The sequence below is a fragment of the Streptomyces sp. NPDC007025 genome (assembly GCF_042869455.1).
In the GTDB taxonomy this organism is placed as follows: Bacteria; Actinomycetota; Actinomycetes; order Streptomycetales; family Streptomycetaceae; genus Streptomyces.
Genome location: NZ_JBIAFT010000004.1, coordinates 184,498 through 208,555, shown reverse-complemented (window position 1 = coordinate 208,555; position 24,058 = coordinate 184,498). Strand labels below are relative to the sequence as shown.

General features: G+C 73.9%; 24 protein-coding genes. 15 read left to right on the top strand and 9 right to left on the bottom strand.

Annotated elements, in window-relative coordinates:
• Positions 1-19 precede the first annotated feature (19 nt).
• The 5 genes from ACFYMO_RS09685 to ACFYMO_RS09665 form a co-directional block, all read right to left on the bottom strand.
• Complete coding sequence (locus tag ACFYMO_RS09685) at positions 20-823, bottom strand: MerR family transcriptional regulator (protein WP_366769801.1); 804 nt, start codon at positions 821-823, stop codon at positions 20-22.
• Entirely contained in the window at positions 816-1,352 is a 537-nt protein-coding gene (locus ACFYMO_RS09680; RefSeq protein ID WP_366769802.1) for a VOC family protein, read from the bottom strand. Before ACFYMO_RS09680 ends, ACFYMO_RS09685 begins: the two co-directional genes overlap by 8 nt.
• Before the next feature lie 141 nt (positions 1,353-1,493).
• Positions 1,494-2,186, bottom strand: a complete 693-nt coding sequence (locus ACFYMO_RS09675) for a hypothetical protein (RefSeq protein ID WP_366769803.1) — start codon at positions 2,184-2,186, stop codon at positions 1,494-1,496.
• Between the two features lie 178 nt (positions 2,187-2,364).
• Positions 2,365-3,216 carry an SDR family NAD(P)-dependent oxidoreductase gene (locus tag ACFYMO_RS09670; protein ID WP_388545404.1) on the bottom strand — a complete coding sequence of 284 codons (852 nt, stop codon included), beginning with the start codon at positions 3,214-3,216 and terminating at the stop codon, positions 2,365-2,367.
• Positions 3,213-4,580 (bottom strand): hypothetical protein, encoded by a 1,368-nt coding sequence (locus tag ACFYMO_RS09665; RefSeq protein WP_388545401.1) that lies wholly within the window; start codon positions 4,578-4,580, stop codon positions 3,213-3,215. The genes ACFYMO_RS09670 and ACFYMO_RS09665 overlap by 4 nt, the downstream gene beginning before the upstream one ends.
• A gap of 149 nt (positions 4,581-4,729) precedes the next feature.
• Here ACFYMO_RS09665 and ACFYMO_RS09660 point away from each other — a divergent pair, with 149 nt between their 5' ends.
• On the top strand, positions 4,730-5,314 hold the full coding sequence (locus ACFYMO_RS09660) for a GNAT family N-acetyltransferase (protein WP_388545398.1): 585 nt from the start codon (positions 4,730-4,732) through the stop codon (positions 5,312-5,314).
• Between the two features lie 103 nt (positions 5,315-5,417).
• Here the strand turns inward: ACFYMO_RS09660 and nhaA are convergent, their stop codons facing one another.
• Complete coding sequence (nhaA, locus tag ACFYMO_RS09655; RefSeq protein ID WP_366769806.1) at positions 5,418-6,842, bottom strand: Na+/H+ antiporter NhaA; 1,425 nt, start codon at positions 6,840-6,842, stop codon at positions 5,418-5,420.
• Between the two features lie 488 nt (positions 6,843-7,330).
• Between nhaA and ACFYMO_RS09650 the strand changes: the two genes are divergently transcribed.
• The 11 genes from ACFYMO_RS09650 (at position 7,331) to ACFYMO_RS09600 (ending at position 20,098) form a co-directional block, all read left to right on the top strand.
• A complete protein-coding gene (locus tag ACFYMO_RS09650; RefSeq protein WP_366769807.1) occupies positions 7,331-8,080 on the top strand; it encodes a hypothetical protein in 750 nt (249 codons plus the stop codon).
• Between the two features lie 181 nt (positions 8,081-8,261).
• On the top strand, positions 8,262-9,686 hold the full coding sequence (locus tag ACFYMO_RS09645; protein ID WP_366769808.1) for a hypothetical protein: 1,425 nt from the start codon (positions 8,262-8,264) through the stop codon (positions 9,684-9,686).
• An 8-nt stretch (positions 9,687-9,694) separates the two neighbouring features.
• Positions 9,695-10,996, top strand: coding sequence for an ATPase, T2SS/T4P/T4SS family (locus ACFYMO_RS09640; protein WP_366769900.1), 1,302 nt, complete (start codon positions 9,695-9,697; stop codon positions 10,994-10,996).
• A 10-nt stretch (positions 10,997-11,006) separates the two neighbouring features.
• Positions 11,007-12,020: a type II secretion system F family protein gene (locus tag ACFYMO_RS09635; RefSeq protein ID WP_366769901.1), complete on the top strand. Its 1,014-nt coding sequence runs from the start codon at positions 11,007-11,009 to the stop codon at positions 12,018-12,020.
• The gene (locus ACFYMO_RS09630) at positions 12,017-12,946 is read left to right on the top strand and encodes a type II secretion system F family protein (protein WP_366769809.1); all 930 of its coding nucleotides are present in this window, start codon (positions 12,017-12,019) and stop codon (positions 12,944-12,946) included. The genes ACFYMO_RS09635 and ACFYMO_RS09630 overlap by 4 nt, the downstream gene beginning before the upstream one ends.
• A 44-nt stretch (positions 12,947-12,990) precedes the next feature.
• Complete coding sequence (locus tag ACFYMO_RS09625) at positions 12,991-13,242, top strand: hypothetical protein (protein ID WP_075001425.1); 252 nt, start codon at positions 12,991-12,993, stop codon at positions 13,240-13,242.
• A 117-nt stretch (positions 13,243-13,359) separates the two neighbouring features.
• Positions 13,360-13,740 (top strand): TadE family protein, encoded by a 381-nt coding sequence (locus tag ACFYMO_RS09620; RefSeq protein ID WP_239501826.1) that lies wholly within the window; start codon positions 13,360-13,362, stop codon positions 13,738-13,740.
• The gene (locus ACFYMO_RS09615; protein WP_366769810.1) at positions 13,740-14,162 is read left to right on the top strand and encodes a TadE/TadG family type IV pilus assembly protein; all 423 of its coding nucleotides are present in this window, start codon (positions 13,740-13,742) and stop codon (positions 14,160-14,162) included. The genes ACFYMO_RS09620 and ACFYMO_RS09615 overlap by 1 nt, the downstream gene beginning before the upstream one ends.
• A complete protein-coding gene (locus ACFYMO_RS09610) occupies positions 14,159-14,638 on the top strand; it encodes a pilus assembly protein TadG-related protein (RefSeq protein WP_366769811.1) in 480 nt (159 codons plus the stop codon). The genes ACFYMO_RS09615 and ACFYMO_RS09610 overlap by 4 nt, the downstream gene beginning before the upstream one ends.
• A 138-nt stretch (positions 14,639-14,776) precedes the next feature.
• Positions 14,777-18,415, top strand: coding sequence for a BTAD domain-containing putative transcriptional regulator (locus tag ACFYMO_RS09605; RefSeq protein ID WP_366769812.1), 3,639 nt, complete (start codon positions 14,777-14,779; stop codon positions 18,413-18,415).
• Positions 18,416-18,535: 120 nt separating this feature from the next.
• Positions 18,536-20,098 carry a von Willebrand factor type A domain-containing protein gene (locus ACFYMO_RS09600; protein ID WP_388545391.1) on the top strand — a complete coding sequence of 521 codons (1,563 nt, stop codon included), beginning with the start codon at positions 18,536-18,538 and terminating at the stop codon, positions 20,096-20,098.
• 123 nt (positions 20,099-20,221) lie between these two features.
• Here ACFYMO_RS09600 and ACFYMO_RS09595 read toward each other — a convergent pair whose 3' ends face one another.
• Complete coding sequence (locus tag ACFYMO_RS09595) at positions 20,222-20,884, bottom strand: transglycosylase family protein (RefSeq protein WP_388545388.1); 663 nt, start codon at positions 20,882-20,884, stop codon at positions 20,222-20,224.
• Between the two features lie 325 nt (positions 20,885-21,209).
• Positions 21,210-22,028, bottom strand: a complete 819-nt coding sequence (locus ACFYMO_RS09590) for an endonuclease I family protein (protein ID WP_388545385.1) — start codon at positions 22,026-22,028, stop codon at positions 21,210-21,212.
• Between the two features lie 369 nt (positions 22,029-22,397).
• On the opposite strand from ACFYMO_RS09590, the gene crcB (ACFYMO_RS09585) reads away from it, so the two are divergent.
• Genes crcB (ACFYMO_RS09585) through crcB (ACFYMO_RS09575) form a run of 3 tightly spaced genes read left to right on the top strand, consistent with a single transcriptional unit; the run spans position 22,398 to position 23,607 of the window.
• Positions 22,398-22,850: a fluoride efflux transporter CrcB gene (crcB, locus tag ACFYMO_RS09585; protein WP_388545382.1), complete on the top strand. Its 453-nt coding sequence runs from the start codon at positions 22,398-22,400 to the stop codon at positions 22,848-22,850.
• A complete protein-coding gene (locus tag ACFYMO_RS09580) occupies positions 22,847-23,227 on the top strand; it encodes a DUF190 domain-containing protein (RefSeq protein ID WP_366769817.1) in 381 nt (126 codons plus the stop codon). Before crcB (ACFYMO_RS09585) ends, ACFYMO_RS09580 begins: the two co-directional genes overlap by 4 nt.
• Entirely contained in the window at positions 23,224-23,607 is a 384-nt protein-coding gene (crcB, locus tag ACFYMO_RS09575) for a fluoride efflux transporter CrcB (RefSeq protein ID WP_366769818.1), read from the top strand. Before ACFYMO_RS09580 ends, crcB (ACFYMO_RS09575) begins: the two co-directional genes overlap by 4 nt.
• A 19-nt stretch (positions 23,608-23,626) precedes the next feature.
• Here the strand turns inward: crcB (ACFYMO_RS09575) and ACFYMO_RS09570 are convergent, their stop codons facing one another.
• A complete protein-coding gene (locus tag ACFYMO_RS09570; RefSeq protein WP_360297178.1) occupies positions 23,627-24,037 on the bottom strand; it encodes a TIGR03618 family F420-dependent PPOX class oxidoreductase in 411 nt (136 codons plus the stop codon).
• Between the last annotated feature and the right edge of the window lie 21 nt (positions 24,038-24,058).

Below are 24,058 nucleotides of genomic sequence, written 5' to 3'. Positions count from 1 at the left end.
GGGGCGCGGCCGGTCCCCGTCACTCCCAGGCCGCCGTGTCGGGGTCGATGCCGTGGGCGCGGGTGTCGGCGTCGACGATGCTGCGGAACCAGGTGGCGAGGCCGGGGCGGATGGCGTCGTAGTGGGCGGCGAAGCCCGGATCGGCCTCGTACTTGCGGGCGAGGCAGACCTGCATCTGCCGGGTCAGGGGGAAGTACGAGGCGAAGACCTCGCGGTGCCGCTCGACGAGGTGGCTCGCCTCCGGAGTACCCGGGGCCACCCCGGCGTCCATGGCCTCGGCGAGAGCGCGGTCGAGATCGGCGACTGCTTCGGCGACGGCCTGCCACTCCTCCGCAGTGCGCGAGGCCGAGCGTTCGGCGAACTGCCGCCACTGTGCCGTGTCTCCGTACTCTTTGCGGGCCTGCGCGGTCCAGTCCGGATTCCACTCCGGGCCGAAGAGCGCGGCCTGCTGCTCGGCGGTTAGCAGCAGGCCGTTCTCGTGGGCGTCGATCATCCGGTCCAGTCCGGCGCTCAGCCGCTGGAGGCGGGCGATGCGTTCCGCCACCTGGGCGCGCTGCGCGCGCAGGGCGCCGGGCACGTCCGCGGTCGAGTCGTCCAGGACGGCCTGGATCCGGTCCAGGCCGAGACCGATCTCGCGGTAGACGACGACGCGGTGCAGACGTTCCAGATCGGCCGCGGTGTAGAGCCGGTATCCGGCAGGCGTGCGCAGCGACGGACGTGCCAGACCGATCTCGTCCCAGTGGTGCAGCGCGCGTATCGTCACGTCCAGCCGGGCTGAGACCTGCCCGACGGTCAGGCCCTCGGCGTGGCTTTCCTCAGGCATGCTCCCCATTGTCGCCGCCACCGGCATCCGGTGCGGTGATCCCGACGGCCGCGAGGTTGCGCGCCTCCTCGGTGTCCGGGTCGAAGGGCTTCGCCGCGGTGAGGACGATCCGGGCGTTCTCCGGCGTCGTCACCGTCACGTCGCGGGTGTTCCACGGGGTGTCCCGCGGGCCGTCGACGGAGTCCGGGCGTACCGCACGGCAGGTCTCGACGAGGGAGTCGAGCTGGCCGAGCACGCACGCGAAACTCACGCTCATCGCCGGCGCCTGCTCCGGAACGCTCGTCGCCGGGACGAGGAGCACGTCCTGGAAGGCCCAGCGGCGCAGATGCACCACCGCGCCAGGGATGCTGAACAGTTCGAAGAACCCGAGTCCCCGTGTCCAGAAGTCCACCGAGGCCGTGAGGTCGTCCGTCGGGATCGTCACGAAGGCCGGCATGCCGTAGATGCCGTGGAACGGCTCCGGCGGGACCGCGTCCGGGCCGGGCGGGGGGACAGGGCTCATCTCGAACGCGTTGTAGTAGTCGCTCATGGGCCCCACCTTTCAGCCTCACGCAACGTGAGGGTCAAGCCGTGTCCCTGTGGGGCCGCATCCGGTGGGCACACACGCGGCTGTGGCGGGGGAGCCGCCCCCCGGCGGCTCCCCCGCCACAGCGGTCAGGGGGCATGAGGGTCAGGAGTGGGAGGTGATGACGCCGCCGGGGGTGAGCACGATGTACACGCCGTTGGCGCTGGTCCCGGTGGCGCTCTCGTTCGCCTCCAGGGTGCCGTTGACCGCACCGTCGTCGCCCAGGATCTCCGCGCGGTACCGGTTCTGGCCGAGCTTGGTGACCTCGGCCTTCCAGCCGCCCTCCAGGTCCAAGGTGCCCGGACCCTGCTGCTCGCCGCCCGTCCAGGAGTGGACCTTGCCGCCCATGGTGAGCACGAGGTACATGCCGTTGAAGTTGGCGCCGTCGTCCGCGTCATGGGTGCGCAGCGTGCCGTAGCGCTCACCGCCGTTGACGATCTCGGCGCGGTAGTTCTGGTCACCGCTCCGGTAGATCTCGGCGGTGCTGCCGTCCACCAGGGTCTGGGTACGCACGGGCGAGGCCGCCTTGCTCTCGGTGCTGTCGGCGACGGGTGTGCCGTTGTGCTCGCCCTTCGGGGTCTTGCCCGATGCGGAGGAGGAACCGCCGGACGAGGAGCCGCCGGACGCGGCCTTGTCCTCGCCGCTGGAGTGCGAGGCGGCGGCGGAGTCCTTCTTCTGTGAGCTGCCCGCGGCGTCCTGGTCGCTGCCCTGGCAGGCGGTCAGCGAGAGCGCGGCCGCGGCGGCGAAGGCGACCAGGCCGGTGGTGCGGAGCGTACGGCGGGTGCGGCGAGCGGTCATGATGGAATCCCCCAGGGGCTGTCAGGATGCGGCGGTCGCCGCCCGTCTGCGCGGGCTGCGGCCGCATCGGCTGTGAGCTTGTACCCCATGTGATGGCGCCCGGGCCGAAGTTGTTCACGGAGTTCTGTCCGCATCCGGTAACAGCCCGCCTCCGCCGCGACGAACCGGCAGCGGGGGCTCAGCCGGTGATCCGGCCGCCCGCCACGTCCAGCGTGATGCCCGTGAGATAACTCGCGGCGTCGGAGGCGAGGAAGAGCGCCGCCGAGGCCACGTCCGCCGGTTCGGCCATCCGGCGGAGCGGGTGGCGCAGTGCGGTCCGGTGCTGCGCTTCCTTGGACATGGTGGCGGCGACCTTCTCCGTGCGGACCGTGGAGGGGGCCAGGCAGTTGACGCGGATGCCCTGCGGGCCCAGCTCGGTGGCGAGTTGCCGGGTGAGCGTGGTCACTCCCGCGTTGGCGACGCCATGGGCCAGGTCGGGCGCGCCGGGGCGGGAGCCTCCGGAGGACGCCGAGGATGCAGCGGTCATGGTGAGGACGCTGCCGCTGAAGCGTTCGACCATGGCCGGGAGGAAGGCGCGGATCGTCAGGAAGGTGGCGGTCAGTCCCGCGTCGAGGACGTGCCGCCAGCGTTCCTCGGTCAGCTCCAGGGCGGGTACGGGGGAGCCCCGGCCGCCCGCGAACGCGGCCAGAATGTCGACCGGGCCCAGCTCCTCCGCCACCCGCTCGGCCACCCGGCGCAGCGCCGCGCTGTCCGTCACGTCGGCGAGGGCGCCGATCGCGGTGCCGCCTTCCTTGCCGATGCCGTCGACGACCTCGAACAGCGCCGGGCGGTCCCGTCCCACCAGGCAGACGGCGACACCCTGGGCGGCCAGCGCCCGTCCGGTCCCGGCGCCGATGCCCCGGGAACCGCCGGTGACCACCGCGACCTTGCCCGCCAGGTCCGGGTAGACGGGGTGGGTGGGGACGGGGCCGCCGAGCGGGGCGGACGGCGCGGGGCTGTCCGGTGCGGCACCGCTGGGGCTGTGCGTCATCGGGAGGATCCTCCGGTCGGTTCGCTCGTGTGCAGGCCCAGTTCACTGCGGCGGCGGTGGCCGTAGACCGCCGCGGCGATCGCGCAGCTCACCAGGACGCCGGTGGTGATGCCCCAGCCGACGACGAAGGCCCCCAGCTGTGTCGGCTCCGAGCGGCTGGGCCGCACCTCGCCCTGCGGGTCGGCGATGACCGACAGGGTCTCGCCCACCTCGCTCTCGCTGCACGGGAGGCGCAGGCCGTCGGTGCGGATCCCGTCCTCCGCGAGCGGGCGCATGTCGCAGGTGGGACCGCCCTTGGCGTGGTGGTGCACCTCCGTCAGCTCCACCCGTATCCACTCGCCGCGCTGCCCCAGGACCGAGGCGGTGTTGCCGTTCCCGGCGACGACCAGCAGGGCCAGCCCCGCGAGGATGATGAGCAGCAGATAGCTGGGCCGCGGCCCGTAGTAGGTCAACTCCAGCAGCAGCAGGACCAGATAGACCGCGGTGAGCAGCATCAGCGTCCAGAACAGCGGCTCACCGCCGACATGGGTGGGCAGCACCATGGCGGCCGCGGCCAGCGCGCATCCCACCAGGGTCACGGTCGTCGCCAGAGCCGCGGCGGCGGGGAGCGAGAGCTGCTGGATCCGGGCGTCCAGCCGGGGGCTGAGCCGGTGCGGTGCGGCCGGGCGGGCGCCGAGCCGGGTGTAGAGCCCGGCGCCGGGTGCCAGCCGCGAGTCCCGCGCGCTGCCGCCGGAGCCGGACGGACCCGAGGGGCCGTCGGCGCGCGGCCGGTACCGGCGGGCCCGGGCTGTGCCCCCGCAGCCGGCGACGGTCAGGATCGCGGCCCACGCCAGCAGCGCTCCGTGGACCGTGGGGTCGGGTTCCTCGTACGGGTCGGACGAGAACGCCTGCATCAGCCCCGAGAGGAGGAAGACGAAGGCCAGGAACAGTGCGAGCACGGACAGCGCCGTCCATCCGGCCCGCCGCCCGCGCAGCCCCTGTCCGGCCTTGCCGCCGACCGGGCCGCCGTACAGCTCGATCATCCGGTGCCGGTCGCGGCTGCGGCCGCGCAGCCGCAGCAGCACCACCAGAGCCCCGGGGACGAGGACCGTGCCGGTGCCCAGTGACAGGTTCGCGGCCAGGCCCTCGGGGCGGCCGACGTGCGTGTAGTCGTAGACGCCGGAGGCCAGCAGGCCACTGCCCGCGCAGAGCGCCACGACGAGTGCGGCGCGCGCCCACAGTTCGCCGGGTGCGAGCTGGGCGCGGATCAGCGCCGTGCTCCACGCGGCGTCGTCCGCGGCATCCTCCCCGTGCGCGTCCGGGAGCCCGTCCGTGGCCGTGCTGCCGTCCGCCGTCCGCAGGCCGTCCCGGCCCGTCCTCGCCATTGTGCTGCCCCCGTTCGCCTCGGGCTCCGCCGGCCGGCTCCGAGCCCCGCGCCCCGCACTCTAGGGGCGCCACCGACAGTGTCGGGGGTCGGGTCCGGTGCGGAAAATCCCTGTGGATAAACCCGCCTCGGAGGAGTAGAGAGTCTGCTGTGTCTTCTTCTGCGTCCTCTCCCTCCTCTCCTGCCTCCGCGGCCTCGGCTTCCACGTCGTCCGCACCTCGCATCCGGCCGGCCGTCCTGGCCGATCTGGCGGCGGTCGCGGACATCTACGCGCACTACGTCACCCACACCGTCGTCACCTTCGACCAGACCCCGCCGTCCGCCGACGACTGGCGGCGGCGCTTCGAGGAGCTGTCGGGGCGGGGGCTGCCCTTCCTGGTGGCGGAACTCGGCACCGAGATCGCCGGATACGCCTACGCGGGCCCCTGGCGCCCCAAACCGGCCTACCGGTACACGGTCGAGGACTCCCTCTACCTCGCTCCCGACCGCACCGGCCGGGGGCTGGGCTCGGCTCTGCTGACGCGGCTGCTCCGGGAGTGCGGACCGGCCGGTGTGCAGCAGATGGTGGCCGTCATCGCCGACACCGGCAGCGACGCCTCCACGGCGCTGCACCGCAGGCACGGCTTCACCCCGGCGGGACGGCTCACGGCCGTCGGCCGCAAACACGGCCGCTGGGTCGACACGGTCCTGATGCAGTACTCCTTCGAGGGCACGCAGGACGTGCACGACCGGTAGCAGCACCCGGGACGTGCGGGACGGGGGGTACCGCGCAGGGTGCGCGGAAAGTGCGGAGCAGCACGCTGCGCCCGGCGCCGAGCGCTCGGCGCCGGGCGGCGTGTCACTTCTCTCCGCGCTCCTGCTTGCGGGCCTGCTCCCACTCCTGCCGGCGCTCCTGCTCGCGGGCGCGGCGGGCCGCCTCGGCAGGGCGGCGGACCGGGTCCAGTTCCTGGTCGATGTCCGGGATGGAGTCGTGGTCCTCGTCGCGGGTCTCCGCCTCCCACAGGGTCCGGTATTTCGCGTCCCGCAGTTTCAGCAGGAAGCAGGCCACCAGCGCGGAGAGCAGCGAGCCGAGGAGGACGGCGGCCTTGGTGTGCTCGGTGACGGCGGCGCCCTGGAAGGCCAGCTCGGACACCAGCAGCGAGACCGTGAAGCCGATCCCCGCGAGCATGGCGACCCCGGCCACGTCCGCCCAGGCCAGATCGGAGCTGAGGCGCGCTCGGGTGAACCGGGCCGCCAGATAGGTGCCGCCGAAGACACCGAGGAACTTGCCGACGAACAGTCCGATCATCACGCCGAGCGCCTCCGGTTGCCGGAAGGTCTCGCTCAGTGCCGAGCCCGAGACGCTGACGCCCGCCGCGAAGAGGGCGAAGACGGGCACGGCGAAACCGGCCGACAGCGGGCGGACCAGGTGCTCGATGCGCTCGGCGGGGGAGACGCTGTTCGGGTCGTCGGAGTTGTCGGGCTTGACCCGGAGCAGCAGGCCCATCGCGACGCCCGCGATGGTGGCGTGCACGCCGCTGTTGTACATGAGCGCCCAGATCACCACGCCCAGCGGTACGTAGATGTACCAGCCGCGCACCCGCAGGTTGACGTGGAGGACGCGGAAGAGCACCAGCCCGGCGACGGCACCGGCGAAGGCCGCCCAGTTGAGGGTGGAGGTGTAGAAGACGGCGATGACGAGGATGGCGCCCAGGTCGTCGACGATGGCGAGGGTGAGCAGGAAGGCGCGGATGCCGGAGGGCAGGTTGGTGCCGATCACCGCGAGGACGCCGAGCGCGAAGGCGATGTCGGTGGCCATCGGTACGGCCCAGCCGTTCAGGTTTCCGCCGTCCGCCAGGTTCACCGCGACGTAGCAGAGGGCGGGCACCACCATGCCGCTGGCGGCCGCGACCACAGGCAGTGCGGCCGCCGCGGGGCGGCGCAGTTCGCCGACGGTCAGCTCGCGTTTCAGCTCGATGCCCGCGACGAAGAAGAAGATCGTGAGGATGCCGTCCGAGGCCCAGTGCTCCACGGACAGATCCAGCCCCAGCGCGGGGACGCCGAAGTGGAAGGCCCGCACGCTTTCGTACAGATGTGCGAGCGGGGTGTTCGCCCAGACGAGTGCCACCACGGCGGCGATCAGCAATACCGTCCCACCGACGGTCTCCGTGCGCAGCGCGTCGGACAGCAGCTTGCGCTCGCGGGCCGAGGGGCGTGCGAAGAGCGACGTGTCGCCGCTGCCGCTCTGCTGGTCGCGGTTCTCGTCTGCGGTGGGCGGTGTCATGGGCGGCTCCTGGATCGGCGCGTGCAGGGATACGGGGAGGGTCCCCGTACCGCCGACCAGACTTCCCGGCACACCTGTGACAAACCTGGCGCGATCTTGACGCCTTTCCGACACCGTACTCGAACACATGGGAAGCGCACCCTCCGGTCTCCTGGCCGATGCCCGGCCGATGCCCGCCCGTAGCCTCGCCGGGTCCGGGATCCGCTGTTCCGGAGGCTCGTATTCCGCCCTTCCGGGCCCGGAATCCCGCCCCGACGGGCCGGGGCGACCCGCCTCGCCGGGCCCGGAATCACGCCCCGCGGCAGCGGTCGGATCCGCCTTGAGGGGGTCGGGGGGTGTTGATACTGTGCCCGGGATCTGTAGGGCGTGGCCGCGTGTCGGTACGCGGGGGTATGTCCGCTGTGGGGTAGCGCACGGCGGCGCGGGGGCAGGTTTCTCGACGTGGAACGACGTGAGACGCACACAGAACGGAACACGGGGGTGGTGAGGTGAAGACCCAGGAGCGGAGCTCCGCCGGAGTCGGGCGCGGGGCGGCACTCACCCCACCGGCCGGTGACCGGCTGCCCGCCCCGCCACGCGAGCGCAAGCCCGCGCTCGCCGCGCTCGCCGTCCTCCTCGTGCTGCTCGGCGCGCTGGGTGCCACCGTCCTGGTGATGCGCGCCGGCGACCGGGTCGAGGCCGTCGTGCTGACCAAGCGGGTCCAGCAGGGCCAGACGATCCCCGACTCGGCCGTCGAACCGGTGATGGTCGCCGAGGACAGCGACATCAAATACGTGCGCTGGGACCAGCGCGGCCTGCTCAAGAGGTACCGCTCGACCACCGACCTGGTCGACGGCACCGTACTGGTGGGCAGCATGCTCACCAAGGAGAAGGGTCTGGAGGCCGGCAAGGCCGTGGTGGGGCTCTCGCTCAAGAGCGGGCAGTACCCGCCGCGCCTGAAGGAGGGCGACACGGTCTCCGCCTACCGGGTGGGCCGCGAGACCTCCTCCGGCGGCAGCGACGACTCCGACAGCGGCACCGGGGACGGCTCCGGGCAGCGGCGCGGCTCCTCCGGCAACGCGACGATCGCCGAGGGCGCCAAGGTCCAGTCGATCAAGTCCGGCTCCGGCGACTCCTTCGCCTCCAGCGGCAATCTTCCCGTCTCCGTGGTCGTCGACAAGAGCGACGCCGCCGAGCTGACCGCGGCCGCGTCCAACGGAGAGGTGTCCCTCGTCCTCGACGCCGACGGCGGAAGCTGAGACGCACCCGCGCGCGGACCCACCGCGCCGCGGCCGCGTGGCGGACTCCCCGCCGCCGGGACGCCGGGCCCGCCCGTGGAACCGTCCGCCGTGCGGTGTCGTCGTCGGCTACGGCAGGACACGACGACAGGCACCACGGCACGGACGACAGCACACGGACACAAGGAAAGGCGTAGCCGGAATGGCGCTGATCGCACTCGCCGCCGACAAAGGCGCACCGGGGGTCACCACGACCGCCGTCGCCCTCTCGGCGGTGTGGCCGCGCCGCGCGCTGCTGGCCGAGATGGACACCGCGGGCGGTGACCTCGTCTACCGCAGTCCCGCAGCGGACGGGCGTCCGCTGGACCCCAACACCGGACTGCTGTCGCTCGCCGCGACCGCCCGCAGGGGGCTGGCCGCCGAACAACTCTGGGACCACACCCAGCGGCTCTCCGGTGGTCTCGAGGTGCTGGTCGGGCTCGGCAGCGCCGAGCAGTCCGCCGGGCTGGCCGGGCAGTGGGACACCGTTGGCCGCGCCTTCGCGCACCTCGCCGAGTCGCCGCACCCGCAACTGGCCGCCGACGTGATCGCCGACTGCGGGCGCATCGGTCCGGAGGCCGCCTCCATGGCGCTCCTGCCGCACGCCGCCCTGGTGCTGCTGGTCGCGCGCGACGAGCCGGAGCAGATCGCCCGGGTGCGGGACCGCGCCCTGGCCCTCACCGCACGGCTGCACGGCGCGGGGCACACCGCCGGTCCGCTGGCCCAACCGCTGCTCGGCGTACTGCTGGTGGCCCGCACCCAGGGGGCCACCAAGACCGCGGGACAGGTCAACGACATGTTGGTCGCCTCCCGCGCCGGGGCCCGGGTCGTCGGCGTCCTCGCCCACGACACGCTGGGCGCCGAGCAGTTGGCCGGCCGCCGCCGCGGCCGCGTCGAACGGTCGCTGCTCGTCCGCTCGGTACGCAAGATCGCCACCGATCTGCACCAGCAGTACGGCGCCAACTGGGAGTCGGCCGCACCGCCGCAGCAGCCCCTCACCCCGCCCGGTCCCGGGCAGCAACTCCGCGGCCAGGCCGGCAACTCGGTGCAGGCCCCCGGCCGCAGCCCGGCGCCGGGCGCCGGAGCGCCCCCGCACTCCGGGCAGAGCCCGGGCGGCCCTGCCGAACCCCTCCCGTCCGGTCCGGCCCCGTACCCCCGGTCCGGCCACCCCGGCCATCCCGGTGCGGGCCCCGGCCCCGCCCCGGCGCCCGGGGTGCCCGGATACGCCGCGCCCGGCCCGTGGACCCCCGCCGACCAGGGTGCGCCCGGTCCGCAGACGCCACCGTCCGGACCGCAGCCCACTCGCCCCGGTCCGCAGGCGGCCTCGCCCACCCCGCACCCCTCGCCGCCCGTACCGCAGGCGTCCCCGCCCCCGCAGGCGCCGGGTGCGCTGCCGCCGGTCCAGGCACCCCGGGCGCAACCACCCGCCGCGCCCGCCCCCGGCGCCGCAGGGCAGGACACCTCCCCGCGCGGGCGCAAGGGGCTGCGGGCACGGCGCAGGCCGACGGCGCCCGAAGCGACACCGCCGGTACCGCTGCCCGGCACCCCCGGGAACGGGGACCCGCGGGATGAGGGAGCCGCCTCGTGAGCGCGAGCATGGTCGACCACCAACTGGTGAAGCGGTTCCGGCAGGAGGCCGGGGACCGCATCGCCGAACAGCGCCGCATGGACCAGGCGTCCGGCGTGGCGGCGATGTCCGCCGAGGACGAGCGGCAGTTCGCGCGTGCCGTGATCGCGCAGATCCTCGAGGAGCACGCGCGCACCGAGATCACCTCCGGCCGCACCCCGCTGGACGCGCAGTCCGAGGAGGCCTACGCGGCTGCGGTGCACGCCGCGCTGTTCGGCGTCGGGCGGCTCCAGCCGCTGCTCGACGACCCCGAGGTCGAGAACATCGACGTCAACGGCTACGACCAGGTCTTCGTCGGCTACGCCGACGGCCGCGAGGTGCGGGGCGAGCCGGTCGCCGAGTCGGACGAGGAACTGATCGAACTGATCCAGATACTCGGCGCCTACTCCGGACTCTCCTCCCGCCCCTTCGACTCCGCCAACCCGCAGCTGGACCTGCGGTTGCCGGACGGCTCCCGGCTCTCCGCCGTCATGGACGTCACCCGGCGGCCCGCGCTGTCCATCCGGCGGGCCCGGATGGGCAAGGTCTTCGTCTCCGACCTGGTGGGCAACGGCACCCTCACGCCCGAGCTGGGCAGCTTCCTGACGGCGGCCGTACGGGCCCGCAAGAACGTCATGATCGCGGGAGCGACCAACGCGGGCAAGACGACGCTGCTGCGCGCCCTCGCCAACGAGATCCCCCCGCCCGAGCGGCTGATCACCGTGGAGCGGGCGCTGGAGCTGGGCCTGGACCAGTTCCCCGAACTGCACCCGAACGTCGTCGCGTTCGAGGAGCGGCTGCCCAACTCCGAGGGCCAGGGCACCATCAGCATGGCCGAACTGGTCCGCCGCTCGCTGCGGATGAACCCCTCCCGGGTGATCGTCGGCGAGGTGCTCGGCGACGAGATCGTCACCATGCTCAACGCCATGTCCCAGGGCAACGACGGCTCGCTGTCCACGATCCACGCCAACAGCTCCAGTGAGGTCTTCAACCGCATCTCCACCTACGCGCTCCAGGCCACCGAGCGGCTGCCCATCGAGGCCACCCAGATGCTGATCGCCGGGGCCATCAACTTCGTGGTCTTCGTCGAGCGCCGCAACGCCTTCGCCAGCGGCGGGCGGCTGTCCCGCTCGGTCACCTCCGTACGGGAGATCAACGGCGTGGACGGCCGGGTGCTCTCCAGCGAGGTGTTCGCCGAGGCCCCGGACGGGCGGCTGCTGGCGCACGCGCCGGTCTCCTGTGCCCAGGAGCTGGCCGCACACGGATACCAGCCGACCGGGAACTGGGGGTGAGACCGTGTCTGTGAGCGGCGGTACGGGCGGCATCTTCGCCCTGTCCACCCTCTACGCGCTGCTCTGCGGCGTCGCCGTCGGCGGCGGCGTCGCGCTGCTGATCGTCGCGCTGCGCGGGCTGCCGGCCAAGGCGCCGGACGAGCAGCGGGACGTGGGCAGGCGCGCCGCCGAACTGGCCCGGTTCATGAGCCGGCGCGGGTCGATCGCGGTGTGCGCCGCAGTGCTGGTGCTGCTGCTGACCCGCTGGCCGGTCGCGGCGATCGCCACCGGGGTACTGGTCTTCCTGTGGGACCGGCTCTTCGGCGGTGCTGCCGAGGAGCGCGCCGCGATGAAGCGGGTGGAGGCGCTGGCCGCGTGGACGGAGTCGCTGCGCGACACCATCGCCGGGGCCGTCGGCCTCGAACAGGCCATCCCCGCCTCGGCCCGCGCGGCCGCCCCCTCGCTCCGCCCGCATCTGGACGCGCTCATCGACCGGCTGCGGGCCCGCACCCCGCTGCCCACCGCACTGCAGAACCTGGCGGACGAGCTGGACGACCCGTCGGCCGACATCATCGTCGCCGCGCTCATCCTCAACGCCCGGCTGCGCGGCCCCGGTCTGCGCGAGGTGCTGGGCGCGCTCGCCAAGTCGGCGCGCGAGGAGGTCGACATGCGGCAGCGGGTGATGGCGCAGCGCGCCTCCACCCGGCGCAGCGTGCAGATCGTCGTCGGGGTCAGCGTGGCCTTCGTGCTGGGTCTCGCCGTCTTCAACCGGGACTTCGTCGAGCCCTACGGCAGTCCGCTGGGCCAGCTCGTGCTGGCCGCCGTGTGCGCCATGTTCGCCTGCGGCTTCTGGTGGCTGCGCAAGCTGTCGCAGATCGAGACCCCGGAGCGGTTCCTGGTCCGCGCCGACCAGCAGGCGTCCGGAGCCGGTACGGGCCATCCGGGCGAGCGCGGTGAGGCGCCGGTGTCCGGCGCCGCGGGGCCCGGCGGACCGTCCGCCGGGCCGGGCGCCTCCGGCGCCGGAGCGGAGGTGCCGCGCCGATGACCCCCTTCACGCTCACCGCACTCACCGGCGCGCTGGTCGGCCTGGGCCTGTTCCTGCTCGTCCGTGCCCTGGCACCGGGCAAGCGGAGCACCGTCGCCTCCGTTGCCGAGATCGACGCGCTGCGCGCCCGCGCCGCCGCGCACCAGCAGGGTGCGCAGGGCACCGCGGAGGAGAGCGGGCGGTTCGCGGCCCTCCGTGCCCGGATCGGCGCCCGGGTCGCCGAACTGTATCTGCGGCAGGGCTGGGAGCAGCGCAGCCTCCGCTCCGACCTGGAGGTGCTGGAGCGCAGCTGGGAGAAGTTCCTCGCGACGAAGGTGCTGCTGGCCGCCGCGGGGCTGTTCTTCGGGCCGTTCCTGTTCTCGATCGGCTGGCTGATCGGGTTCGGCCGCAGCCCGCTGATCCCGCTGTGGCTGGCGCTGCTGTGCGCGGTGGTGTTCTTCATGCTGCCGGACCTGGAGGTGCGCCGGGACGCCGCGGCCAAACGGCGCGATCTGCGCCGGGTGGTCGGCGCCTATCTCGACCTGGTGGCCATGAACCTGGCCGGCGGCCGCGGCCTGCCCGAGGCGCTGAAGGCGGCCAGCGAGGTCAGCGACGGCTGGGCGCTGCGCCGCATCCGCGACACCCTGGCCGACGCGCGGATCACGGGGCAGAGCCAGTGGTCGGCGCTCGGCGACCTCGGCGCCCGGCTGGGGGTCGACGAACTCAAGGACATGTCGGCATCCTTGGCACTGGTCGCCGACGACGGCGCCAAGGTGCGCGCCTCGCTCTCCTCGCGGGCCGAGACGATGCGGCACCGGGAGCTCGCCGAGATCGAGGGCAGCGCGGGTGAGAAGTCCCAGTCGATGCTCGTGGCCCAGCTGATGCTCTGCGCGGGCTTCCTCGTCTTCCTCATCTATCCAGCGGCCATGCGCGTCTTCCAGATCTGACGCCCGCCGACCCTCACCCGAAGACCAAGAAAGGACTGAGCACGATGCCGAATCCGCTTCGCTCGATCAGTCATCCCGCCGTCGACTTCCTCGTGACGTTCCTCCGCGGCCGCGTCCAGCGCGCCCGTTCCGGCGAGCTGGACCGCGGCGCCTCCGCCGTCGAGTGGGTGATCATCTCCGCGGTGGTGGTGGCCATCGTCGGCGTGGTCGCCGCCATCATCAACATGGCGCTGAGCGACGGCGCCAACAAGGTCAAGGACTGCATCGACGGCGCCGACGAGAAGGGCACCTGCTAGGAGGAGCGGACCAGGACAGCACCCGCACGTAGGAGTGGCAGCGTGAGAGCGCAGGAACGGCCGGCCGGATGGGCACGCCGCAGACGGGAGGCTGCCTCCCGGCGCGGCGAAAGCGGCATGACCGCGATCGAGTTCGTGCTCCTGACCCCGGTGCTGTTCTTCCTGATCTTCGCGACGGTGCAGTTCGCGCTGTACTTCTTCGCGGACCACGTCGCGCAGGCCGCGGCCCAGGCCGGAGCGCGCAAGGCCCGGCAGGAGGCCGATGCCGATCCGGGCGGCTGGCGCGCCAAGGCGCGGGAGACCTCCGGCTCCTACATCCAGCAGCTCGGCCCGGAGCTGATCCTCGACCCCGACGTGAAGCTGCTCGGCCCGCGGGACAACACCGTCGGAGTGGAGATCCGGGCGCGGGTGCCCTCCGTCTTCCCCGGCCTGGACATGGACGTGTACGCGATCTCCCAGGGCCCGATGGAGCGGTTCGTGCCGGACGGGGGCGGCTGATGAGACGGAGGACGAGCCGCACGTGGAGCGGCGACGGGGGCCTCTCGACGATCGAGGTCGTCGTCCTGGCCCCGGTGATGATCCTGTTCATCCTCGTGCTGGTCGCCTTCGGTCAGCTCGTGGACGGCCGGGGCGCGGTCGACGGCGCCGCCCGGGACGCGGCCCGGGCCGGATCGCTCCAGCACGGCAGCCACGCCGCGGCGATGACCGCCGCGCAGCAGGCCGCCACCGCCACCCTCAAGGGCACCTGCGCCGGGGACGTGACCGTACGGGACGCGGGCAGCGACTACCGCTCCGGCGGGCTGTTCACCGTCGAGGTGAGCTGCCGGGTGCGCGGTCTGGACATGCTCGGGCTGGACATCGCCAAGGACATCTCCGGCCGGTCCAGTTCGCCGATCGACCCCTACCGGAGGACCGGATGAGCCGCCGCGCGGAGTTCCGCGAGCGGGCCGCGGCCTGGCTGCGGACCAGGGAGGCGGCCTGCGACGACCGCGGCTCCGGCGCCGCGGCGGTCATCATGTTCGCGCTGCTGTTCATGGCGCTGGCCGCGTTCGTGGTGGACGGCGGGCTGTCCATCTCGCAGCGCGAGCGCGCCGCCGACATCGCCGAGCAGGCCGCCCGCTACGCTGCGCAGGACATCGACGAGGAGGCGCTGCGCGCCAGCCAGGGCAACAGCGCCCCCATCAACTACGAGAACTGCGGGGCACGGGTTCACGAGTTCGCCTCCCGCTCCGGCCTCTCGGCGGCCGACGTGGCAGCCTCCGGCTGCGTCTCCGCCAGTGCACAGCAGGTCCGGGTCCGCATCCGCCTCACCTACCGCCCGGTCCTGACCGGGCTGTTCTACAGCGCACCGCTCACCGTCCACGGCACGGCGACGGCGGAGTCCGTGACCGGGTGACCCGGTCCGGGTGACCGCCCCTCCTCCACGTCCGCACTTCTCACTCTGGGAGCACACGACATGGCGCGCCGCAGTTCGACACCGGCACCGGCCCCCGGCGGGTCCAGGTCCCGTGCGCGCTCGCGCACGCCCGTCTCCGTGCGCACCCGCCGCACCTTCGGGGACGTACTCAAGGCGTGCGGCGCGTTCCTCGCGCTGGCCGCACTGGTGGCCGGGGTGCCCGCGGCGCTGGCGTACTTCATCGGCTGGCCGCTGCCGCACCGGATGCCGACGCTGGACATGCTGCGGGACGAGGTGAGCGCCGGGGTCTTCATCGACGTCCTGACGGTCGTCGTCTGGCTGGCCTGGGCGCAGTTCACCGCTTGTGTGCTGGTCGAGGTGAAGGGCGCGCTCTCCGGGGTGGGGCTGCCGGCCCGGGTGCCGGGCGCGGGCCCGAGTCAGCTGCTGGCCCGGCAACTGGTCACCGCGGTGCTGCTGCTGGGCTCGACCACGGCGAGTTTCGCGCCCGGGCTGGCCCAGCTCGGCCACCACGTCCAGCCGCACCAGCCCGCGCAGACCGTCGCCAGCGCCCAACTCCTGCCTGGTCAGCAGCAGTCGGCCGGGGACGACGCGCTGCCGGGCGGCGGCAGTGCGCATGTGATGGGCGGAAGCAGCAGCGACACGGTGGTGCCGGCCGCCGCCGGTGGGAAGGGCGACGGCGCGGGGCGGCAGTCCGCGGGGGACTCCACGGACCGGGCGGCGCGGACGAAGTTCTACCGCATCCAGCCTCCGGCGGGCCGGCACCACGACTCGCTGTGGGAGATCGCCGAGCGGCACCTGGACGACGGGCGGCGGTACAAGGAGATCTACCGGCTCAACAAGGACCGGGTGCAGCCCGACGGTTCGCGGCTCTCCGAGGCGAGCCTCATCCGGCCCGGCTGGATCATGGAGATGCCCGCCGACGCGCACGGCGGCGAACTGGTCGAGATGCCCGACGACGCGCAGCAGCTGGGCGAGCGGGAGCGCGCCCAGTTCGAGCGCTACCAGGACAGCGGCTCGGGCCGCGATGCGGGCGGCGGCCACGGCGACCGGCGGCAACAGTCCCCGCAGCGGGACGAGGACCGCTCGGCGCAGGACGAGCCCACCGCGCCCGACCGGTCCGACAACGACACACCCGGCACCGACAAGCCCGGCGGCGACGGCCCCGGCAGCGGGGTGCCCGGCGGCGACGCGCCGGGCGGCGACACCTCCGAGCAGGGCACGCCCGACCGGGACGCCGACCCGGTACCGGACTCGTCCGACTCCGACGACGGCACCCGGGACGACGACTCCGACCCCGAACTGCAACCGAGCGTCCCGGACGACCCGGCGGCCACCAAACCGGACCAGCAGGTCCCGGACGACGGCGGCGACCCGGGCGGGCAGCCCCCCGGCGACCGGGACACCCCGGCCGACCGGGACGCGGACGGCCCCGGTACCGACGCGGACGACGGCACCGGCGCGGACACCGACGACACCCGGGCCCGGCCGGACACCGAGGAGCGGCTGGACGTCCCGCCGGACGCGCACAGCCCCGACCGCCAGGGCCAGTCCGTCCCCGAGACCCCGGCCGAGCGGGAACCGACCCGCACCGACGACCTCGGGGACTCGGCGGACGACGACGGCCTGCCGGGCCCCGGCGTCCCCCAGCCCGACGACATCCGGCCCGGCGGGACGCCCGGCACCTCCCACGACTCCGTGCCCGGCGGCGACGACCGGCACGCGGCGGACCGCGACCGCGGCGGTGCCCAGGACCACGACCGGGGCGGGGAAGGCCGTACCGGCACCGGCGACCGCGCGGAGGACGACACCGCCGCCGATCTCGACCACGCCGGCATCCCGGAGGCCGACCGCAGCAACCGGCTCGACTCGTCGGGCGCCGCGCGGGACGAGGCCGGTGGGGACACCGGCGACGGCGTGCTCGGCCCGGTGGGACTCCCCGAAGCCCTGCTGGGGGCACCGCTGCTGGCGGCGGGCGTGCTGGCGGCGCTGGGGCGCCGGCGACGGACCGCGCTGTGGAAGGCGGTCACCGGCCGGTCCCGGCGCGCGACCGGCGACGACTTCACGCCGCCCTCCGATCCGGCCGCGCTGGCCCGCGACGCGCTCCTCGCCGGAGCGGACCCCGGCGCCGTCCGGTTCCTGGACCGGGCGCTGCGCGGGCTGGCCGAGGACCTGGCCGAGGCGGGGCGGACGCTGCCCGTCGTCTACGCGGCCTGGCTGACCGGCCAGGACCTGCATCTGCAACTGGCCGAGGAAGCCGGACAGCCGCCGGCCCCCTGGCGGTTCGGCCAGAGTCCCGCCTTCTGGACCATCCAGCGCTCGCACACCCGCTTCGACGTGGACACCAGCGGCCCGCCGCCCTACCCGGCCCTGGTCAGCCTCGGCCTGCGCGGCGAGGCGCGGCTGCTGCTCAACCTGGAGTCGGTGCCCGGCCTGGTGTCCGTCGCCGGCGAGGAGGAGCGGCGCACCGCTGTCCTGGCCTCCGTCGCCGCCGAACTCGCCACCGGAAGCTGGTCGCAGGGGACCGGAGTCACCCTCGTCGGCTTCGGCGAGGAGCTGCGCGCGCTGGCTCCCGACCGGGTGCGGCACCTGCCCGACGTGGCGGCGCTGCTGCGCGAGCGGGAGGCCGCCCGGGCCGGGGGGCCCGCCGCCTCCGGTGCGCAGGCGGCGCCCCAGCTGGTGCTCGTCGGCGCCGAGCCCACCGAGGAGGAGGCGCATCGCCTGGCGGCGCTCGCCACCGAACGCGGGGGGCCGCGCGTCGGCTTCGTCGTCGGGGTGACCGGCGGGCGGCTGCCCAGCGCCGTGTGGGAGTTCACGGTCGACGCCGAGGGCACCCTGGCCGCGCCCCGGATGGGACTCCAGGTGCGGGCCCAGCTGCTCCCCGGGGAACTGCGCACCGCGGTGGTCGAGCTGTTCGCCGACGCCGACGGGGAGCGGTCCGAGGGCGGCCGGGGGCCCGGGTTCCGCGTCGACCTGAGCGAGGGCGGCCGCCCGGCCGTCTACGCCCGGATCATGGGCAGCTACGACGTCACCGGGATCGAACCGCCCGAGGAGGCGCGCAGCGCGCTGCTGCACGAGGCCCTGGCGCTGCTGCTGCTCAACCGGGACGGAGTGCACCCGCGGGTGCTGGCCTCCGCGCTGTGGCCCAAGGGCGTCACCGACGACGTCCGGGACGCACTCGTCGAACGGCTGCGCGGCTGGCTGGGCATCGAGACCGACGGCACGCCCCGGCTGTCCACCGACAAGGACGGGCGCCTCGCACTGCGGCCCTCCGTCGTCTCCGACTGGGATGTGCTGCGCACCCTGCACCACGGCTGCACCGGGGACCGCGGCACCAGGCTGGCCGCGCAGGTGCGCCGCCAGAAGCTGACCGAAGCCCTGGACCTCGCCCGCGGACCGCTGCTCTCCGACCGGCCGCAGGGCCGGTACGGGTGGCTCGCCCACGACGCTGTCGAGGCCCAGCACCCGCTGCTCGTCGCCGAGGTCGGGCTGGCGCTCTGCGCAGAGCACCTCAGGTCGGGCGAGCCGGGCGCCGCGGTCGACGCGGTGTACGCGGCGCTGCGGAGCGCCTCGGCCGACGAAAGGCTGTGGGACGCGCTGCTGCGGGCCGCGTACGACACGGGGGAGCAGGCCGTCTTCGACGAGGCCGTGCGCTGGGTCACGGAGCGCGCCGCCGCGTTGCACGGCGCCGAGCGCGGCCTCCCGCCGCGGACCCGGGCCCTGCTGGAGGAGCTGGCCCCGGGCGCGTGTCCCCGCTGAACTCCCGTCGGGCGTGAACGGTTTGTCACCGAATCGCGACCTTCCGCACGAGTCCCGGCGGCGCCGTCTCCCGTCACACCGGAGGAACGCAACTGAACGCGACGGTGTGAGGGGGACGCGATGAGGCGGGCACGGCTCGCGGGGGTCGCCATGGCGGTGGCGGTGGCGGTGGGAGTGCTGTCGGGATGCACCGGGGACATCCATGACACCGAGGCCACGAACCTCGACAAGGGCGGCGCCCGGGGTGCCCCCGGCTACGCGGCGGGCGGTGCCGACGAGCCGCGGAATGGCCCCTCCGGGAAGCCCGAGGAACCGGCCGACTTCCGTTCGACGTTCGCGCTGGACGTCGACACGGCGTCCTACAGCTACGCACAGCGCATGCTCCGGGACGGCGCCAGGCCGGCCCCGCGCACGGTGCGCACCGAGGAGTTCGTCAACAGCTTTCCGCAGGGCTACCGGCGGCCGAAGGGCGACGGTTTCTCCGTCTCGGCGGACGGAGCCCGCCTCGGTGCGGGCGACTGGTCGCTGATGCGGGTCGGGCTGGCCACCAGGAAGAGCGATCCGGACGCGCCGCGCCGCCCGGCCGCGCTCACCTTCGTCCTCGACGTCTCCGGCTCGATGGGCGGGCCCGGACGGCTGGACCTGGTCGAGCACGCACTGCGGACAGCAGCCGGCGGGCTGCGCGAGAGTGACTCCGTCTCGCTGGTGGTCTTCAGCGGGAAGGCCGAGACGGTACTGCCCATGACCCGGCTGGACGACGGCGGCCGCGACCGGCTGCGGGCGGCCGTCGAGGAGTTGGAGCCGCGGTCGAGCACCAATCTGGGCGCGGGAATGCGGGAGGGCTACCGGCAGGCGGCCGAGCACCGGCGGTCAGGGGCCACCAACCGGGTCGTGCTGATGTCCGACGCGCTCGCCAACACGGGGAAGACCGACGCGGACCGGATCCTCGGCGACGTCGCCCGGTACCGGAAGGAGCAGGGCATCTCGCTCTTCGGCGTCGGCGTGGGCAGGAACTACGGCGACGCGCTGATGGAGCGCCTCACCAACAAGGGCGACGGCAGCACCGTCTACCTCTCCACCCGTGCGGAGGCCCAGGAGGTCTTCGTCGACCAGCTGCCCCGCAACATCGAACTGCGCGCCCGTGACGCCAAGGCCCAGGTCGTCTTCGACCAGGACGCGGTGACCGACTTCCGACTGCTCGGCTACGAGAACCGCAAGGTGGCCGACGACGACTTCCGCGACGACACGGTCGACGGGGGAGAGGTCGGCCCGGGGCACACGGTCACGGCGCTGTACGCGGTCAAGCTCGAAGACGGCGCGAAGGGAAGGGCGGCCACCGCGACGGTGCGCTGGCTCGACCCCGACAGCCGGAAGCCACACGAGGAGGAGCACACGATCGCCGCCTCGGAACTGGCGGGGGAGAGCCTGTGGAAGGGCGAGGTCTCCCCGTATCTGCGGCTGTCCGCGGTCGCCGCCTACTTCGCCGAGGCGCTGCGGGCCGGCGGGGACGCCACCGCGCCCGGCCCCGAGCCGAGCCCGGCCGGCGCGGAGGCCGAGCCGCTGCCCGCAGCGCCGTCGCTGGAGAAGCTGCGCTCCGAGGCGGACCGGCTGGCGGAGGAGCCGGGGCTGCGCCCGGCGGCCGGGCTGGCGAAGAACATCAGCCGGGCCCGGAGCATCTCCTGACCCGGGCCGCTCGGCGGACGACGGCCCGCTGAGCTTCCGGGCGGGAGGAACAAGAAGCCGTGGCCCGCGCCCTCGGGGGAAGGGGCACGGGCCACGGCGGCTCTGGGGGAAGCTGCGGCCGGTTCAGCCGACCTGGAGCTTCTGGCCCGGCAGGATCAGGTCCGCGTCGTCGCCGACGGTGGACTTGTTGTCCGCGTAGACCCGCTGCCAGGTGGTGCCGTGCGCCTCGGCGATCTCGCTGAGGGTGTCGCCCGGCTTGACGGTGTAGTTGCCGTGGCCGGTCTCGGGAGCCTGCTGCCGCGGCTGGGCCGGCTCGCTCGGGGCGGCCTTCTTCGGTTCCGCCTTCTCGGGGGCGGACTTCTGCTGCGGCTGTGCCTGGTTGCCGTCGGGGTTCACATCGGCGGCGGGGCCGCCGGCGGTCAGGCCGCCGGCTCCGGCGCAGGCCCAGGCGCCGGGGCCCTGCATCTTCAGGAGCTTCTCGGCGACGGCGATCTGCTGGTCCTTGGTGGCCAGGTCGGCGCGGGAGGCGTAGGCGGTGCCGCCTGCCGCGGCCCAGCTCGACTGGGAGAACTGCAGGCCGCCGTAGTAGCCGTTGCCGGTGTTGGCCTGCCAGTTGCCGCTCGACTCGCACTGGGCCACCTTGTCCCAGGTGTCGACGGAAGCGGCCTGCGCGCCCGTCGCGGAGACCAGCGGCACGGCGACCGCCGCGCCGGCGAGACCGGTCATGGCGGCGATACGGGCGGCCTTGCTGGGGCGACGATGACGGCCCTTGCCGGAGAACAGCATGGTCTTTCGTTCCTTACGGTCGCGGCTGTCCGCCCACTGGTGCGGGGCGAACGTGTCGAGCGGGAGCGACCGTAAGCACGTCTGTCCGAATGCTCCAACGAGGGGCGTTAAAGATCGTTAAAGCCGCTTGACACCCAACGGCGGCATCTGTGCTGGTGATGCGCCTGCGCGAAGATCGGCACGGGTGGGTGTGACGTAGCCGTCGGAGACAAGCGTCACAAGCGGGGACGTTCCGCCGGGGGTGCGCGGCGGTGAGCAGCGGCCGGTGCCGGACGGGCGGCGGGCCGGGGCGCGTCCGCGCACCCCGGCCCGCTCCGTTCCGTCCTCAGGGCCAGATCGAGTCGGCCCACTCCGGGTGGTCGACGAACGGATTGCGATTGTGCTGGAACCGGTCGTATATGACGTCGTTCCGGCGCTTCTCGAAGGTGTCCGGCGGGTCCTGCTCGTTCCACTGCTTCAGCACCGAGAGACGGCCCATGGCGGGCGCCGAGCCGTTGTCCACCTCGTCGTTGGGCTCCAGGTCGGGGAACGCGTCGTCACCCTCGTAGCGCACGGCCATGTAGAGCACCATGCGGGCCACGTCGCCCTTCACCTCGTCGCGCGGCTCGAAGGAGTCGTCGTCGGTGCGGTTGCCCGGCGCCTGGTCGACCTCCTCGCCGCCCTCGTCGAAGTCCTTGTTGCCGCGGGTGCTGTTGACCGAGACATCCGTGGGGCGCAGATGGTGGATGTCGGTGCCGGGACCGGTCGCCGTGCCGAAGTCGCCGTGCGACTTGGCCCACACGTGCTCCCGGTTCCACTGGTCGGCGCCGCCGCCGTTGTCGTCGGCGCTCTGCGAGCGGCCGCTGTAGAGCAGGACGACGGACGAGGAGTCGTCCGGATCCTGGTCGGTCGCCTTGAGCGCGTCCCACACCTGGTCGTAGGAGAGCGCTTCGGAGTCCTCGATGATGCCGTGCAGGGCAGCCTTCAGTTCGGAGCCGGTCTTGCCCTCCGCGTCCTGGTAGTAGTCGGCGGGAGCGTCGTAGGCGGTGGCCGAGGCGGCCGGGTCGGTGGGGGGCGGGGGCATGGCCGAGGCCGGTGCCTGCGGGGACAGCACCAGCAGTGCGGCGGTGCCCAGGGCGGCCAGAGGAGCGTGAACAGCACGCATGGGGGGTCCTCTCGATCCACGGGGCCCACTCGGAAGTCAAGTACCCCGAATGTGCCCCGTGTTGGCATGGGACGGGGGAGCCTGCCAGATTTTCGAACACACGCAAGGGGGGCGGCCCGGTGTGCGAGGCCCGTCCGCGGCTGCCCGCGGCTCTCCAGGAGCACCCTCCCGGCTTCCGGGTGGCGCCCCTGCCCGGCGCGGACCCGCGGGTGCGGAGGCCGCGGGACCGGCGTTATCCTGGGGGCGCGGCGGCCGCCGGCCCCGCACGGCGGTGGGGCCCGCCGGACACCAACCGCGGCGACGGCGCCGCCAACGGTCCCTGCTTGCGACGATGCGCGCCCACGGGCGCCCGGCGAGTAGGAGACAGGTGTGGAGAGGCTTTCGCGGAGTCCCGCGCGGCCCCCGCGCACGCCCGTGGTGCTGCGCGGCCAGGGTCCCGTCGTGGCGGTGGTGGCCCTCGGCGGCGCGCTCGGCGCCTGTGCCCGCTACGGCGCAGGGCAGCTGTGGCCCACCCCGCACGACGCCTTCCCCTGGACCACCCTCGGGGTCAACGTGGCCGGATGCGCCGTCATCGGCGTGTTCATGGTCCTGGTCACCGACGTATGGGCGGCACACCGACTGGTGCGCCCGTTCCTGGGAACCGGGGTGCTGGGCGGCTTCACCACCTTCTCCACCTACGCGGTGGACATCCGGCGGCTGCTGGCGGCGGACGCGCCCGGCACCGCGCTCGGCTACCTCGCACTGACGCTGCTGGGCGCGCTGGCGGCGGTCGGGTTCGCGGCGGCGATCACCCGCCGGCTGATCTCAGGGAGGCAGGGATGACGGAAGCGGACCCGGCCCGGTACGGGACGGCGCTGCGGCTGACCGTGCTGCTCGGCGAGAGCGACCAGCACCACCACCGGCCCGTGTACGCCGAGATCGTGCACCGGGCCCACGCGGCCGGGCTCGCCGGTGCCAGCGTCTTCCGCGGCATCGAGGGCTTCGGCGCCTCCTCGATGGTGCACACCACCCGGCTGCTGTCGCTGAGCGAGGACCTGCCGGTGGCCGTCGTCATCGTCGACGAGGCCGACCGGATCCGGGCCTTCCTCCCCGAACTGGAGGACCTGACCGGGGAGAGCCCGGTGCTGCTCGACGAGGTGCGGACGGTCCGCCTGCCGGGCCGCGGCGCTCCCCGGGAGTCCGGCGGGGCGGGCGCGTGAACTGGCTGTACGTGTGCGTCGGCGCCGCCGTCGGTGCGCCGCTGCGCTATCTGACCGACCGGGCCGTGCAGGCCCGGCACGACGCGCTCTTCCCCTGGGGCACGTTCACCGTGAACGTCGCGGGCTGCCTGCTGCTCGGCCTGCTCACCGGCGCCGCGCTGGCCGGCGCCCCGGTCCTCGGGGCGCCGCAGGCGCAGCTCCTGCTGGCCACCGGGCTGTGCGGGGCGCTGAGCACCTACTCGACGTTCTCCTACGAGACGCTGCGCCTCGCCGAGCAGGGCGCCGCCCGCTACGCGCTGCTCAACGTGGCGGCGAGCCTGGCGGCCGGACTCGGAGCCGCCTTCGCGGGCGTCGCGCTGGCCCGGGCCGCCTGGGGCTGACCGGCCGCGCGGCCCCGGCTCACCAGCCCGCGGGCCTGGCGGTGCCCAGCGCCCGGGTGACGGCGATCTCGACGACGACCCGGTCCGGATTGGGCCGGGGCGGCTTGTAGCGCCGGGTGTAGCGCTCCTCGGCGTCGGCCACCGACTCCGGGTCGTCCCGCACCACGGCGGTGCCCTCCAGGGTGCACCAGCGGCGCCCCTCGGCCTGGCTCACCGCCGCGCGCGCCCCCTCGGGTCCGGCGGCCAGCACATTGCGGACCTTCTTGCTGGAGCGGCTGCTGATGACCCGGGCGATCCGGGTCTGCGGATCGTAGGTCACCCCGACCGGCACCAGATGCGGGGTGCCGTCGGGACGCGGGGTGGTGAGGAAGCAGATGCGGCGCTCCTCCCAGAAGCCGGGATCCACCCCGGCCGCGGTCTGAGTACTCATGGGCGGAACGCTACCGGCCCC